Source organism: Clavibacter quasicaliforniensis (assembly GCF_051201715.1).
Classification (GTDB): Bacteria; Actinomycetota; Actinomycetes; order Actinomycetales; family Microbacteriaceae; genus Clavibacter; species Clavibacter seminis.
This window is the reverse complement of record NZ_CP139624.1, coordinates 1,487,140-1,500,425: the sequence shown is the minus strand read 5'-3', so window position 1 is coordinate 1,500,425 and position 13,286 is coordinate 1,487,140. Positions and strand designations below refer to the sequence as shown.

13 protein-coding genes are annotated in these 13,286 nt (G+C 73.0%); 3 read left to right on the top strand and 10 right to left on the bottom strand.

Annotated features, from left to right (window positions below; genetic code table 11):
• Nucleotide 1: 1 nt before the first annotated feature.
• On the bottom strand, nucleotides 2-346 hold the full coding sequence (rplS, locus tag NL142_RS07260; RefSeq protein WP_012298189.1) for a 50S ribosomal protein L19: 345 nt from the start codon (nucleotides 344-346) through the stop codon (nucleotides 2-4).
• 171 nt (nucleotides 347-517) lie between these two features.
• Nucleotides 518-1,009: a hypothetical protein gene (locus NL142_RS07255; RefSeq protein ID WP_435081501.1), complete on the bottom strand. Its 492-nt coding sequence runs from the start codon at nucleotides 1,007-1,009 to the stop codon at nucleotides 518-520.
• Nucleotides 1,010-1,079: 70 nt separating this feature from the next.
• On the opposite strand from NL142_RS07255, the gene map reads away from it, so the two are divergent.
• The gene (map, locus tag NL142_RS07250) at nucleotides 1,080-1,847 is read left to right on the top strand and encodes a type I methionyl aminopeptidase (protein WP_435081500.1); all 768 of its coding nucleotides are present in this window, start codon (nucleotides 1,080-1,082) and stop codon (nucleotides 1,845-1,847) included.
• A 19-nt stretch (nucleotides 1,848-1,866) separates the two neighbouring features.
• Here map and trmD read toward each other — a convergent pair whose 3' ends face one another.
• Genes trmD through rpsP form a run of 4 tightly spaced genes read right to left on the bottom strand, consistent with a single transcriptional unit; the run spans nucleotide 1,867 to nucleotide 3,821 of the window.
• Complete coding sequence (gene trmD / locus NL142_RS07245) at nucleotides 1,867-2,553, bottom strand: tRNA (guanosine(37)-N1)-methyltransferase TrmD (RefSeq protein ID WP_435081499.1); 687 nt, start codon at nucleotides 2,551-2,553, stop codon at nucleotides 1,867-1,869.
• A 1-nt stretch (nucleotide 2,554) separates the two neighbouring features.
• Entirely contained in the window at nucleotides 2,555-3,190 is a 636-nt protein-coding gene (rimM, locus tag NL142_RS07240; RefSeq protein WP_194682758.1) for a ribosome maturation factor RimM, read from the bottom strand.
• Nucleotides 3,168-3,404: an RNA-binding protein gene (locus tag NL142_RS07235; RefSeq protein ID WP_012038054.1), complete on the bottom strand. Its 237-nt coding sequence runs from the start codon at nucleotides 3,402-3,404 to the stop codon at nucleotides 3,168-3,170. Before NL142_RS07235 ends, rimM begins: the two co-directional genes overlap by 23 nt.
• A 3-nt stretch (nucleotides 3,405-3,407) precedes the next feature.
• Nucleotides 3,408-3,821, bottom strand: a complete 414-nt coding sequence (gene rpsP / locus NL142_RS07230; protein WP_015490055.1) for a 30S ribosomal protein S16 — start codon at nucleotides 3,819-3,821, stop codon at nucleotides 3,408-3,410.
• 273 nt (nucleotides 3,822-4,094) lie between these two features.
• On the opposite strand from rpsP, the gene NL142_RS07225 reads away from it, so the two are divergent.
• Entirely contained in the window at nucleotides 4,095-5,228 is a 1,134-nt protein-coding gene (locus tag NL142_RS07225; RefSeq protein WP_435081498.1) for a glutamate--cysteine ligase, read from the top strand.
• 19 nt (nucleotides 5,229-5,247) lie between these two features.
• Nucleotides 5,248-6,441: a MarP family serine protease gene (locus tag NL142_RS07220; protein ID WP_435081496.1), complete on the top strand. Its 1,194-nt coding sequence runs from the start codon at nucleotides 5,248-5,250 to the stop codon at nucleotides 6,439-6,441.
• 8 nt (nucleotides 6,442-6,449) lie between these two features.
• On the opposite strand, the gene NL142_RS07215 is transcribed toward NL142_RS07220, so the two are convergent.
• From NL142_RS07215 to NL142_RS07200, 4 genes are all read right to left on the bottom strand, one after another.
• Nucleotides 6,450-6,827, bottom strand: coding sequence for a VOC family protein (locus NL142_RS07215; protein ID WP_435081495.1), 378 nt, complete (start codon nucleotides 6,825-6,827; stop codon nucleotides 6,450-6,452).
• A gap of 145 nt (nucleotides 6,828-6,972) precedes the next feature.
• On the bottom strand, nucleotides 6,973-8,544 hold the full coding sequence (ffh, locus tag NL142_RS07210) for a signal recognition particle protein (protein ID WP_194682762.1): 1,572 nt from the start codon (nucleotides 8,542-8,544) through the stop codon (nucleotides 6,973-6,975).
• Between the two features lie 71 nt (nucleotides 8,545-8,615).
• Nucleotides 8,616-9,491, bottom strand: coding sequence for a signal recognition particle-docking protein FtsY (ftsY, locus tag NL142_RS07205; protein ID WP_043587307.1), 876 nt, complete (start codon nucleotides 9,489-9,491; stop codon nucleotides 8,616-8,618).
• A 20-nt stretch (nucleotides 9,492-9,511) separates the two neighbouring features.
• Nucleotides 9,512-13,258: an AAA family ATPase gene (locus NL142_RS07200; RefSeq protein ID WP_435081494.1), complete on the bottom strand. Its 3,747-nt coding sequence runs from the start codon at nucleotides 13,256-13,258 to the stop codon at nucleotides 9,512-9,514.
• Between the last annotated feature and the right edge of the window lie 28 nt (nucleotides 13,259-13,286).

Below are 13,286 nucleotides of genomic sequence, written 5' to 3'. Positions count from 1 at the left end.
GCTAGGAGCGCTTCTCCTTGATCTTCGCCTTCTTGCCGCGCAGGTCGCGGAGGAAGTACAGCTTCGCGCGGCGCACGTCGCCGCGCGTCACGACCTCGATGTGGTCGATGACCGGGGAGTGCACCGGGAAGGTGCGCTCGACGCCGACCTGGAAGCTGACCTTGCGGACGCAGAACGTCTCGCGGACGCCCTCGCCCTGACGACCGATGACGATGCCCTGGAACACCTGGATGCGCGAGCGGCTGCCCTCGACGATGTTGACGTGGACCTTGACCGTGTCGCCGGCGCGGAAGTCGGGGATGTCCGACCGCAGCGACGCCTTGTCGACGGAATCGAGGATGTGCATGGTGTACCGCTCTCTGCAACCGCCACGGGTCGACTGCGCATCAATGTCTGGAAGGGGAACGGCCCGCATGAGTGGCCGACTCCCCCGTGGCAGGGTCGACGGCAGGCACGATCGCCCATTGTGTCACCTCGGGCGCGTCGAGCGCAAAGCGCGGGGTCCGCGCGCGACGGATCAGTCCAATCGGATGGTGCGCCCGGCGTCGGGGCCCTCCGCGGCCTTCCACTCGGGCGGTCGCGGCTGCGCGTCCCGCTCGATGACCGCGATGACCTCCTGCATGCGCTGCCGCGTCTCCGCGAGCAGCTGCCGGACGGCCAGGGCGACGAGCGCGACGACGGCCAGGACCGCGACGACCGCGCACCAGGTGCTGACGACGGAGTAGGTGCCGGTGCCGACGACCGCGAGGGTCAGCACGCCCATGGCGACCCCGTCCGTCGGGGACACGGCCCGGGCGGTGCGGACGGACCGACGGGCGAGCACGATGCCGAGGGCCGCGAGGAGCGCGATCCCGAGCGCGCCGGCCGCGAGCATCACGAAGAGGAGCTCCCATCCACCGGACCCGAAGGCCGCCCAGCCCACGAGGAGCCAGGCGGGGAGCACGACGACGGCCGCGAACTGCCAGCGGTAGAGCGCGCGACGGAGGCCGAGGGCCGGGGACTGCTGCATGGCCTCATGCTACGAGCGGATCCTGGGCGCCCCGGGAGGGCCGCGGCCCGGCTCCCGTAGGATCCTTCGCGTGATGGAACTGCGAACCCCCGCCGAGATGGACCAGATGCGACCTGCCGGGGAGTTCGTGGCCTCCGTGCTCACGGCCCTCGCCGCGAAGGCCGACGTCGGCGTGAACCTCCTCGACCTCGACCGCGAGGCGCACCGGATGATCCGCGCGCGCGGCGCGGAGTCCTGCTACATCGACTACCACCCGTCCTTCGGCGCCATGCCCTTCGGCAAGGTGCTGTGCACGTCGGTCAACGACGGCGTCCTGCACGGGCTCCCCCACGACTACCGGCTGCAGGACGGCGACCTCCTGAGCCTCGACTTCGCGGCGTCCGTCGACGGCTGGGTCAGCGACTCCGCCGTCAGCGTCATCGTGGGCACGCCGCGCGAGGAGGACGTCCGCCTCATCGAGGTGACGACGGCCGCCCTCGAGGCGGGGATCCGCGCGGCCCAGCCCGGCGGGCGCACGGGCGACATCTCGGCCGCCATCGGCGCCGTCGCGACGGAGGCCGGCTACTCGGTCAACACCGACTTCGGCGGGCACGGCGTCGGGCGCACCATGCACGGCGACCCGCACATCGCCAACCAGGGCCGCCCGAACCGCGGCGTGCCGCTGCGACCCGGCCTGGTGATCGCCATCGAGCCGTGGTTCCTGCAGAGCACCGACGAGATCTTCACGGACAGGGACGGCTGGACCCTCCGGAGCGCCGACGGCTCTCGTGGAGCGCACATGGAGCACACCGTCGCCATCACGGAGGACGGACCGCTGGTCCTCACCGCGCGCTCCTAGCGCCCGGCCAGGAGGCGGCTCACTCGGGCAGCAGGTCCGGGCGGACGCGGCGGGTGCGCTCGAGCTGCTGCTCGCGTCGCCACGCCGCGATCGCGCCGTGGTTGCCGCTGCGCAGCACGTCGGGGACAGCCAGTCCGCGCCACTCGGGGGGCTTCGTGTAGCTCGGGTGCTCGAGCAGGCCGTCGGAGTGGCTCTCCTCGACGAGGCTGGCGGGGTTCCCGACGACGCCGGGGACGAGGCGGCCGATCGCCTCGATCATCGCCATGACCGCGACCTCGCCGCCGTTGAGCACGTAGTCGCCGAGGCTGACCAGGCGGACCCGTGCACGGGTCGCGGTGTGATCGACGACGCGCTGGTCGATGCCCTCGTAGCGGCCGCAGCCGAACGCGAGATGCGGTTCGGCGGAGAGCTCCTGCGCCATGGCCTGCGTGAAGACCTCGCCGGCGGGCGACGGGAAGATGACGACGGGATCCGCGTCGTCGGCGAGCACCTCGTCCATGGCCTCGCCCCAGGGCTCCGGCCGCATGACCATGCCGGCGCCTCCGCCGTACGGGGTGTCGTCGACCGTGCGGTGCCGGTCGTGCGTGAAGGCGCGCAGGTCGTGCAGGCGGAGGTCGATGAGGCCGGACTGGCGGGCGCGACCGAGCAGGGAGATGTCGAGCACCCCGAAGAACTCGGGGAAGATCGAGACGATGTCGATCCGCATGTCAGCGGGCGTCGTCGGCCTCGGGCGCGGGCTCCGCGGCCTCGGCCGGGGTCGGCTCGGCTGTCGGCGTCTCGTCCGGGATCTCCTCGAAGAGGCCGAGCGGGGGCGTGACGACGAGCGTGCCGGCGTCCACGTCGACCGACGGGACGATGGCCTGCACGAACGGGACGAGCACGGTGCCGGAGGGCGTGTCGACGTGCAGCAGGTCCTGCGCCGGGAAGTGGTCGACGAGGGAGACGGTGCCGACCTCGACGCCGTCGCGGAGGACCCTGAGGCCCACGAGCTGGTGGTCGTACCAGGCGTCGGGCTCGGCTGCCTCGTCGGCCGGCGGCGTCATCCAGAGGATGGCTTTGGCGAGCGACTCGGCGGCGGTGCGGTCGGCGACGCCCTCGAAGAACCCGACGGGGTGGCTGTTGTACCAGCGGAGCTCGGTGAGCGTGAGAGTGCGTCCGTGCCACGGCGATGACTCGGGCACCTGGAGCGAGAACTCGGCGCCCGGGACGAACCGCTTGTCGGGATCGTCCGTGAACAGCTCGAGCTTGACGGCTCCCTTGAGCCCGTGCGCCTTGGTCAGCCGGCCCACGCGGAACGCCGCGGGGTCACGGACGATGTCCTCAGGAATCGGTGTCCACCACATCGACGCGGACGCGCTGGCCGTCGGCGAGAGCCGAGACGAGCGTCCGGAGGGCCTTCGCGGTGCGACCCGCTCGGCCGATGACCCGGCCGAGGTCCTCGGGGTGCACGCGCACCTCGAGGACCTCGCCGCGGGGGGATCCCTTGCTCGTCACAGAGACGTCGTCCGGGTGCTCGACGATGCCCTTGACCAGATGAGCGAGCGCGGGAGCGAGCATGGGCTAGGCCTGCTCCTCGGTCGACTCGGCCTCGGGCGCTGCGGCCTCGGGCGCGGGTGCGGCCTTCTCGGTCTTCGGCTTGAGGACCGGCTTCTTCTTCTCGTCCGCGACGTAGGCGGGCTTCGCCTCGCGGGTGCGGACGGTGGAGACGGCGTCCTTGTCGCCCTTGAAGCGACCCCAGTCGCCAGTGAGCTTGAGGAGTGCCTCGACCTGCTCGGTGGGCTGGGCGCCCACGGAGAGCCAGTACTGCGCCCGCTCCGACTGGACCTCGATGAACGAGGGCTCCTCGGTGGGGTGGTACTTGCCGATCTCCTCGATGACGCGGCCGTCGCGCTTGGTGCGCGAGTCGGCGACGACGATGCGGTAGTACGGCGCGCGGATCTTGCCCAGGCGCTTCAGACGGATCTTGACAGCCACAATTCTCCTGAATTTCTTTCGTGTGGGGTGAACTGACGGCCGTGAGCGTGGGGGCACACTCGGCATTGGTTCGATGGGGTCTCGCGGCGCCTGATTAGAGGGTCGGACGATCGCGGACTCGACAGATCATTATGGCAGACGCGGCGGCCGGCCGGGACCCCCGCGGTCGGCGCGCCGCACGGCGTCATCGCCGGGTCGCCCCGTGGGGTGCGTGGCATGATCGGACGACACCCGGCGCATGCGCCCCGAGACCCCGTGGACGGCAGGACCCGCATGCAGATCGACTTCGCCCACCAGCCGCCGTCCCGCGTCGGGATCGAGTGGGAGCTCGCGTGCGTCGACCGCGGCTCCGGGGAGCTCGCGGGCGTCGCCCCGGAGATCCTCCGCTCCTTCCCCCACGACGACGCCCACCCGCACGTGACCGGGGAGTTCCTCACCAACACGGTCGAGGTCGTCAGCGCGCCGCACTCCCGCGTCGGGCACGCCGTGGACGACCTCGCGCGGCTCATCGAGCGGGTGGTGGACGTCGCGGATCCGCTCGGCATCGACCTCATGTGCGCGGGCACCCACCCCTTCAGCGCGTGGCCCGACCAGGACGTCACGCCGGACAACGAGCGCTACGCGACGCTGCTCGACCGCACCAGGTGGTGGGGGCGCCAGATGATGATCTGGGGCGTCCACGTGCACGTCGGGATCGACGACGCGTCGAAGGCGCTCCCCATCCTCAACGCGCTGCTCGTGCACCTGCCGCGGTTCCAGGCGCTCAGCGCGTCGAGCCCGTTCTGGTCCGGGCAGGAGACGGGTTATGCGTCCAACCGGGCGCTCATGTTCCAGCAGCTGCCGACCGCGGGGCTGCCGCCCGACCTCACGACCTGGGCCGACTACGAGCGGCTCGTCGGGGACATGACGCACGTCGGCGTCATCGACCACCACAGCGAGCTGCGCTGGGACATCCGACCGGCGCCCAAGTGGGGCACCCTCGAGACGCGCGTGTTCGACGGCGTCTCCACGCTCGGCGAGATCGCCTCGCTCGCGGCGCTCGTGCAGTGCCTCGTGCACGACATGTCGGCCGCCCTGGACCGCGGCGAGGAGCTGCCGCGGATGCAGCCCTGGTTCGTGCGCGAGAACAAGTGGCGCGCGGCCCGCTACGGGATGGACGCCATCATCATCCAGGACGCCGCGGGCGACGAGGCGCTCGTGGGCGACGACACCCGGGCCCTCGTGGAGCGCCTCTCCCCCACCGCGGATGCGCTCGGCTGCGAGGCGGAGCTCCGCGGGATCCTCGACATCGTCGACAGCGGCGCGAGCTACCAGCGGCAGCTGCGGGTCGCCGAGGAGAACGGCGGCGCGCTCGCCCCCGTGGTCACGCACCTCGTCGAGGAGCTGCGCTCAGGATTGGGCCGGTGACGCGAGGCAGACTGTGCAGGTGAGCCCCGCCGTCGACATCGTGATCCTCGTCGTCGCCGTGCTCGCGGCCCTCGCCGGCTGGCGCCGCGGAGCGATCGTGACGGTCGCCGGGCTCGCCGGCATCGTGCTCGGGGTGCTTCTCGCTCTGTGGATCACGCCGGCGTTCCTGGCGTTCCTCGACCAGTTCGGCGTCGCCACCGGGATCACCCGCACGCTCGCCGCCGCCGCGCTCATGCTCGTCACGACCTCGCTCGTCAGCGGCATCCTCGCGCAGGTCGCCAGCGTCCTCACCCGCCTGCTGCGCCCCCGGGGCGCCGCGCGCGGCCTCGACCGCGGGATCGGCGCCGTCGCGGGGCTCGCGGCCTGGGCGGTCTCGGTCTGGTTCATCGGCGGCTTCCTCGGCTCCAGCGGCGTGATCCCCGCGGTGCAGCTCGCGTCGTCGTCCCGCATCGTCGCGGCGCTCGACCGGGTCAGCCCGATCTCGAGCGGCACCGCGCTCTCCGCCCTTGACGACGCGCTCCACGACGTGGGCTACCCGCGCGTCTTCGCGAACGGCGAGGAGGCGATCGCCGACACGGCCGCGCCCGACGCCGACGTGCCCGACGCCGTGCGGCGCTCCGCCTCGAGCGTGGTGAAGATCCTCTCGTCGGCACCCGCGTGCGGCACCTCGTCGTCCGGCAGCGGCTGGGTCGTGCAGGGCGACCGCGTCGTCACGAACGCGCACGTGGTGACCGGATCCGACCAGGTCTATGTGCAGCAGGGCGGCACCGGGCAGCTGCTCGAGGCGGACCTCGTGGTGTTCGACCCGGCGCGCGACGTCGCGATCCTCGCGGTGCCCGGCCTCACGGCATCCCCGCTCGCGCTCGGCGACCAGCTCGCCGCCTCCGACGAGGCCGTCGTGGCCGGCTACCCCGGCGGCGGTCCGTACCAGGCCACGGGGGCGCGCATCCGCGAGGTGGTCCAGGCGCTCGGCACCGACATCCAGCACGAGCAGCCGGTCACGCGCGAGGTCTACTCCGTGCGCGGCACGGTGCGTCCCGGGGACTCGGGCGGGGCGCTGTTCGACGCTCAGGGCCGCGTGGTCGGCCTCGTGTTCGCGACCTCGACCGTCGACTCGCAGACGGGCTACGCGATGACGCTCGACGAGATCGCGCCCGTGCTGCAGCAGGCGGGCGCGACGACCCCGGTGGACTCCGGGCGCTGCTCCCGCTGACCCGGGCGTCAGGCCGCGACGACGGAGAGCACATTGCCTGCGGGATCCCGGAACCAGGCGATGTCGGGGCCGTTGCCGCGCATGATGCCGCGCGCGTCCGTCGGCATCCCCGCGAAGATCGCCGTCTCGACGCCGCGCGCGTTCAGCTCGATGACCGCCTCGTCGACGTCGTCGACCTGGAGGTTGAGGACCGTGAACGTCGCGGGCACGTGGCCCGGCTTCGGGTAGACGAGGACGCGCGCGCCGGATCCGGGGAGCACGAGCCGCAGCATGCCCATCTCCGGCACCTCCTCCACCTCGAGCCCGAGGGTGCCGCGGTAGAAGGCGAGGGCGGCGGGGACGTCGTCGACGCTGAAGCCGCTGAACGCGGTGGCGGGTGCGAACACGGGAGGCTCCTGACGCGCGGATCGCGACGGGGTGCCGCGGTGCTGCCCCCAAACTGGCACGTCGGAGGGCGCGCGTCGAGCATGCGGCGACGGCGCCCTCCGATGGGGAGGACGCCGTCGCGGGACGTGCGGGTCGTGCGTCGGGTCAGCGCCCGAGGAACTTCTGCAGCGAGGCGAGCTCCTCCTCGCTCGGGGCGCCGTCCGCGCCGCCCTTCGCCGCGCCGGCCAGGCCGAAGCCGGATCCCGCGGGGGCAGCGGGGCCGCCGATGCGCTGGCCCGATGCGAGCGCCGCGTTCTCCTGCGCGCGCTTGGCCGGGTTGCCCGACTTCGAGCCCTTCTTCTTCTGCTGCACGGGCTTGCGGCTCGAGTGCGCGCCGGGCATCGGGCCCATGCCGGGGATCTGCGGCATGCCGCCGCGGGCGACCGTGCGCATCATCTTCGAGGCCTGCTCGAAGCGCTGCACGAGTCCGTTGACGTCGGTGACGGTCATGCCGGATCCGCGGGCGATGCGGAGCCGGCGGGAGCCGTTGAGCAGCTTCGGGTTCTGGCGCTCGGCCTTCGTCATCGACTGGATGATCGCCTCGGTGCGGACGATCTCCTTCTCGTCGAAGTTCTCCAGCTGCTCCTTCATGGCGCCCATGCCGGGGAGCATGCCCATCATCTTCTTGAGGGAGCCCTTGCCGCGCAGCTGCTGCATCTGCTTGAGGAAGTCGTCGAGCGTGAAGGTGTCGCTCGCGAGCTTCTGGGCGACCTCCATCGCCTCCTCCTCGTCGAAGGCCTGCTGGGCCTGCTCGATGAGGGTGAGGATGTCGCCGAGGTCGAGGATGCGGCTCGCCATGCGGTCGGGGTGGAAGGGCTCGAAGTCGTCGAGGCCCTCGCCCGTGGACGCGAACATGATCGGGCGGCCGGTGACGGAGGCGACCGAGAGGGCCGCTCCTCCGCGCGCGTCGCCGTCGAGCTTGGAGAGCACGACGCCCGTGAAGTCGACGCCGTCCTGGAACGCCTTCGCGGTCGCGACCGCGTCCTGCCCGATCATGGCGTCGATGACGAAGAGGACCTCGTCGGGATCGGTGGCCTTGCGGATGTCGGAAGCCTGCTTCATCAGCTCCTGGTCGACGCCGAGACGGCCGGCCGTGTCGATGATGACGACGCTGTACTGCTTGTCGACCGCGTGCTTCATCGCGTCCTTGGCGACGCGCACCGGGTTGCCCTTCCCGTTGCCGGGCTCGGGCGCGAAGACGGGGACGCCCGCCTGCTCGCCGACGACCTGCAGCTGCTGCACGGCGTTGGGGCGCTGGAGGTCGGCCGCGACGAGCATCGGCGTGTGGCCGTCCTTCGCGAGCCACTTGCCGAGCTTGCCCGCGAGGGTCGTCTTGCCCGCGCCCTGCAGGCCCGCGAGCATGATGACGGTCGGCGGCCTCTTGGCGAACTGGATCCGGCGCTGCTGGCCGCCGAGGATCCCGACGAGCTCCTCGTTGACGATCTGCACGACCTGCTGGGCGGGGTTCAGCGCCTGGCTGACCTCGCCGCCGAGGGCGCGCTCGCGGACGGACGCGGTGAACGCCTTGACGACGTCGAGCGCGACGTCGGCCTCGAGCAGCGCGCGGCGGATCTCGCGGACGGTGCCGTCGACGTCCGCGGCGCTCAGCTTGCCCTTGCCGCGCAGGTTCTTGAAGGTCTCGGCGAGGCGGTCCGAGAGTGTTCCGAAGGTAGCCATGGTGGGTCCAGCTTAACCGGCGTCGGAGGTCGCCCGAGCCGGGGCCCGGGTCAGCCGATCAGGGCGGCCGGTCAGCCGACGAGGTTCTGCGCGAAGACGTGCGGGGTGAAGCCCGTGAGGTCGCCGATGCCCTCGCCCTGGCCGATGAGCTTGATGGGGATGCCCGTGCGCTCCTGCACGTTGAGGATGAAGCCGCCCTTGGCCGATCCGTCGAGCTTCGTGATGACGAGGCCCGTGACGCCGCCGTGCTCGATGAAGGCCTGTGCCTGCGCGAGCCCGTTCTGGCCCGTCGTCGCGTCGAGGACGAGCAGCACCTCGGCGATGGGCGACTGCTTCTCGACCACGCGGCGGATCTTCGACAGCTCGTCCATGAGGCCGCCCTTGGTGTGCAGGCGGCCGGCCGTGTCGATGATGACCATCTCGGTGCCCGTGCGCATGGCGTGCTCGACGGTCTGGAAGGCGACGCTCGCGGGATCCTGGCCGGGCTGCTGTGGGCGCACGATCTCGGCGCCGGCGCGCTCGGCCCAGGTGGCGAGCTGGTCGACGGCGGCGGCGCGGAACGTGTCGGCGGCGCCCACCACGACCGTGCGGCCGTAGTTGCGGAGGAACTTGGCGAACTTGCCGATGGTGGTGGTCTTGCCGACGCCGTTGACGCCGACCACGAGGATCACCGCCGGGCGCGCGCTGAGCTTCAGCGTGGGGTCGTGCTTCGCCAGGCGCTCCTCGATGCTCTCGCGGAGCATGCGCTGGAGGTCGCGCGGATCGGTCGTGCGGTACCGCTCGACCTTCTGGCGGAGGTCGTCGATGGTGGCCTCGGTGACGTCGGGGCCGAAGTCCGCGGTGATGAGCGCGGTCTCGAGGTCGTCCCACGTGGTCTCGTCGATCGTCGGCTTCGCGAACATCCCGCGGAGCGCGCCGGAGAGGGACCAGGGGGTGCGGGCTGCCATGTGCCCAGCGTAGCCGCGGGTCAGGAGGCGGCCTGCTCCTCGCGAGCGGGCTCGGGCGCGGGATCGGCGGCGGCGTCGGGGCGGGCCTCGGTCGCCGGGTCCGGCCGGGCGTCGCGGCTGACGCGCTGTCCGACGACCGCGCTCACGCCGTCCTGCCGCATCGAGACGCCGTACAGCGCGTCGGCGATCTCCATGGTGCGCTTCTGGTGGGTGATCACGATGAGCTGCGAGGTGTCGCGGAGCTGCTCGAGGATAGTGAGCAGGCGGCCGAGGTTGGCGTCGTCGAGGGCCGCCTCCACCTCGTCCATGATGTAGAACGGGCTGGGCCTCGCGGTGAAGATCGCGATGAGCAGGGCCACGGCCGCGAGCGAGCGCTCCCCGCCGGAGAGCAGCGACAGGCGCTCGATGCGCTTGCCCGCGGGGCGCACGCTCACCTCGATGCCCGTGGTGAGCAGCTGCTCGGGATCCGTGAGGTGGATGCTGCCGGTGCCGCCCGGGAAGAGGATCGGGAAGACGCGGTCGAACGCCTGCCGGGTGTCCTCGAACGCGGCCGCGAACACGCCCTGCATGGTGCGATCGATGTCGTCGATGATCGTGAGCAGGTCCTTGCGCGTCGCCGTGAGGTCGGCGAGCTGCTCGGTGAGGAAGAGGTGGCGCTGCTCGAGCGCGGCGAACTCCTCGAGGGCGAGCGGGTTCACGCGGCCGAGCTGGGCGAGCTTGCGCTCGGCGGACTGCAGGCGGGCGCGCTGCTCCTCGCGGTCGAAGGGGCGGGTGGGGACGGGACCCGCGGCGTCGTCCTCGTCGTCCATCTCGGCCGCCTCGTCTGCCGGCCCGGACGGCTCCGCGCTCGGGGCAGACGTCTCGGCCGACGCGGCCGCGTCGTCGGGATCGGCCTCGGCATCGCCGCCGCCGTCATCCGCCGGCGCGCGCGGACGCTGCCGCGGCGGCAGCGGCGCCTCCTCGGGGACGGGCACGTCGGGCCCGTACTCGGCGACCAGCACCTCCTCCCCCAGCCCCAGCTCGCTCGCGGCGCGCTCGAGGAGCTGGGAGACCTGCAGGCGCTTCTCGTAGATCTGGAGCTCGAGGCCGTGGACGTCCTCGGTGATGCCGTGCAGGCGCGTGCGCAGCTCGGCCTCCTCCCGGCGGAGCGCGACCAGCTCGGCGTTGCGGCCGGCCCTCGCCTCCTCGGCGCGAGCGAGCACGAGACGCGCCTCGGCGGTGCTGCGGTCGGCGGCGCGCACCACGGCGGGCAGGGCCTCGGCGACGGATGCGGCCCGCGCGATCTGACGGCGGCGGATCACCTGGCGGCGCGCGGCCTCCTCGGCGGCGGCGCGCTCCGCGGCGAGGCGGCGCTCGAGCGCGACCGTGCGCTCCTGCTCGGCGCGGACGCGCTCGCGCGCGGTCTCGACCTGCAGGCGCGCCTCGATCTCGGCCTCGCGCGCGGCCTCCCACTCGGCCACCAGCGCGTCGCGACCGCTGGCATCGAGCACGGGCCGCGGGCGGGATCGGGCCTCGTCGAGCGCGCGACGGGCGGCGTCGTTCGCGGCGACGGCCTCGTCGACGGAGGCGCTCGCGAGATCGAGGCCGCGCTGCACGCGGGCGAGCTCCGCGGCGGCGGACTCGGCCTGCGCGCGGGAGCGGCTGAGGCGCTCGGCGTGGGCGGCGAGGCGCGCGTCCGCGTCGCGCAGTCCGCCGAGCGCCGTGGACGCGCGCTCCCGGGCGGCACGGAGGCGCTCCCGGCCGGCCGCGAGGTCCACCTGCAGGTCGTCGATGCGGGCGCGGACGTCGGTCAGCGTCGTCGCGGCGGCCTCGCGCGCGGCGACGAGCTCGAGCTTGGAGCGGGTGGCGCCGGATCCGCCGCGCAGCACGTGCGCCGACACGACCTCGCCCGCGCGGGTGATCGCCGTGGCGGGCCCGTCTGGTCCGTCGGCGAGGACGACGGCCTGCGGGAGGTCGTCGACGAACACGACGTCGGCGAGGATCCGCCGCACGCCGTCCGGCGCGTCGACCACGGAGGCCGCGGCGACGGGACCGTCGGATGACGGCACGGCGAGCGGCGCGTCCGCGGACCCGGCCACGACCACCTCGACGCGCCCCAGGTCGTCGTCGACCGCGCGACGGAGGGCGGCCACCGCGTCGTCGTGCGTCTCGGCGAGCACGGCGTCGGCGAGCGAGCCGAGCGCGGCGGCGACGGCGGCCTCGTAGCCGGGCTGCACGTGCACGTGCTCGGCGAGGAGGCCGCGGATGCCGGGGAGTCCCGCGGCGACGAGGTCGCTGGATCCGTCGCGCTGGTCGAGCGCGCTCGCCAGGGCCTGCTCGCGCGCGGCCAGGGCGTCGCGCTCGCGCTCCTTCGCGTGCAGCTCCTCGCGCACGGCCTCGATGGCGGACTCCTCGCTGGCGACGTCGGCCTGCGCGTCCTCGTAGGCGCGGGTGAGCTCGGATCCGCCCTGCTCGTCGGCCTCGCCCTCCGCCTCGCCGCGCTCCCGCTCGGCCTCCGCTGCGGCCAGCCGGGCGCGCGCCGCGTCGAGCGCGTTCTGCTGGCGGAGGACCTCCCCGCGGACGGCCGCGAGCCGGGATCCCGCGGTCTCGGCGCGGCCCGTGAGCCCGGCGATCTCGAGGTCGTGCCGGGAGACGAGCGCGCTCTGGGCCTGGATCTCCTCGTCGAGCGCGTCGAGCGCCTGCCGGGCCGCCGCGGTCGCCTGACGCGCGGACGCCCAGCCCGCCTCCGCCTCGGCGATGAGCGCGACCAGCCGGGCCGCCTCGTCACGGGACTCCTGCACCTGGCCGGGCGTCGTGCCCGCTGCGGTCTCGGGAGCGTCGTCGGCGGATCCGAGGAGCGCGAGCCGCTGCTGCGCGAGCGACAGCAGGTTGCGCAGCCGCTCCTGCACCTGCTCGAGCGCGAAGGCCGTGCGGCGGGCGCCGTCCACCTCGTCGCCCTCCTGCTCCTCGACGATGCGCTCCGATCGGATCACCGCGCGGTCGAGCTTCTCCTGCAGCACCATGCGCTCGGTCGTGCGCTCCTCCTCGGTGCGCGTGTGCTCGGCGAGGGCGCGCCGCAGGGTCACGACCTCGTCGGCCACCAGCCGCGCGCGGGCGTCTCGGACGACGGCCGCCACGGTCTGCGCCTGCCGCGCGACCTCCGCCTGCCGGCCGAGCGGCTTCAGCTGGCGGCGGATCTCCCCCGCCAGGTCGTTCAGGCGCGTGAGGTTCGCCTGCATCCCCTCGAGCTTGCGGAGGGTGCGCTCCTTGCGACGGCGGTGCTTGAGGATCCCCGCGGCCTCCTCGATGAAGCCGCGCCGCTCCTCGGGCGTCGCGCGCAGGACGTTGTCGAGGCGGCCCTGGCCGACGATGACGTGCATCTCGCGGCCGAGGCCGGAGTCGCTCAGGAGCTCCTGCACGTCGAGCAGCCGGCAGGACGTGCCGTTGATCGCGTACTCGCTGCCTCCGTTGCGGAACAGCGTGCGGCGGATCGCGACCTCGGTGTAGTCGATGGGCAGCGCGCCGTCGGCGTTGTCGATCGTGAGCGTGACCTCGGCGCGGCCGAGCGGCCCGCGCGTCGAGGTACCCGCGAAGATGACGTCCTCCATCTTGCCGCCGCGGAGGGTCTTGGCGCCCTGCTCGCCCATGACCCAGGCGAGGGCGTCGACGACGTTCGACTTGCCGGATCCGTTCGGCCCGACGACGCAGGTGACCCCGGTCTCGAACTGGAACGTGGTCGGCTGCGCGAACGACTTGAACCCCTTGAGGGTCAGGCTCTTCAGGTGCACGCCCGTCGCCCTCCTCGCGTGATGGTCT